Source organism: Vibrio sp. Vb0888 (genome assembly GCF_033338835.1).
In the GTDB taxonomy this organism is placed as follows: domain Bacteria; phylum Pseudomonadota; class Gammaproteobacteria; order Enterobacterales; family Vibrionaceae; genus Vibrio; species Vibrio alginolyticus.
The window spans coordinates 1-1,224 of record NZ_JAWOTL010000196.1 but is presented as its reverse complement, the minus strand read 5'-3'; the positions used below and the strand labels follow the sequence as shown (position 1 = coordinate 1,224).

Below are 1,224 nucleotides of genomic sequence, written 5' to 3'. Positions count from 1 at the left end.
TTCTCGACATCAGTTTGATTTGCTTGCGCGAATGCTGAAACAGCAGCTAACAAAAGGACAGCTTTTTTCATGTGTAATTAACTTTATTATTTTGATTAAAACGAAGTGAAATATAAGAGGCTTTATCTGCATTTGGGATTTTTCATCGGCTACTTGAAAAAACACAAGTCACCGAAGCGTTAGTTAAGCAAATAAGTCGCACCTCTCATGCGTGCAGCATAACGAGTCAAAAAATAAAGGTTAAGTATCGAAATGTATGGTTTTGTCAGAAGAGGGGAAATAAAAAACACCTCCCTTAACCGGAATTTAAGGGAGGTGCTGAATGCCAAATCGAGGGTGGCATTGTTAATTGCTTAAGTGTTAATCGCTTAAGTTTTGCTTATGCAGCAACTTCTTGTTTTGCATCCGCTTTGTTTTTTAGGAATGCATAGGTAAAGCCTGTTACCGCCGTACCTGCAGCAATTGCTACCAAGTACATCAAGACTGGAGAAATTGCGTTAGGGATAAGCAGTACAAATAGACCGCCGTGAGGTGCCATCAGTTTCGCGCCGAATAGCATAGATAGAGCACCTGTTAGAGCGCCACCAGCCATACAAGATGGGATTACACGCATTGGGTCTTTCGCTGCGAATGGGATTGCACCTTCAGAGATAAAGCACAGACCTAGCACGAATGATGCTTTGCCCGCTTCACGCTCGTTTGGTTCAAACTTGTTCTTCGCAAGGAAAGTGGCCAGACCCATACCTAGCGCCGGCACCATACCTGCCGCCATGATTGCAGCCATTGGTGCGTAAGTTTGAGAAGCCAATAGACCTACACCGAATGCGTAAGCTGCTTTGTTTACCGGGCCACCCAAGTCGAAGCACATCATTGCGCCAAGGATAATACCAAGTAGAACGGCGCTGTCTGAACCCATGTTGTTTAGGAAGTCAGTCAGACCATTCATGATGCCAGAAACCGGACCACCAACGATGTAGATCATCACAAGGCCCGTAAATAGCGTCGCAACAAACGGGATGATCAGAATCGGTTTCAATGCTTCCATTGATTGAGGAATTTTTACTTTATCTGCTAAGAGCTTCGCTGCGTAACCTGCGATGAAACCAGCCGCGATACCACCAAGGAAACCAGCGCCAGTAGAGCTTGCCAACATACCACCAACAAGACCCGGAGCCAGACCCGGACGGTCAGCAATTGAGAAGGCAATGTAACCAGCAAGCACAG

General features: G+C 45.8%; 1 protein-coding gene. It reads right to left on the bottom strand.

The window, feature by feature from the left end:
• Positions 1-379: 379 nt before the first annotated feature.
• Positions 380-1,224 (bottom strand): fructose-specific PTS transporter subunit EIIC (locus tag R7P72_RS24970; RefSeq protein WP_318110955.1); only part of this gene is annotated, 845 nt, incomplete at its 5' end.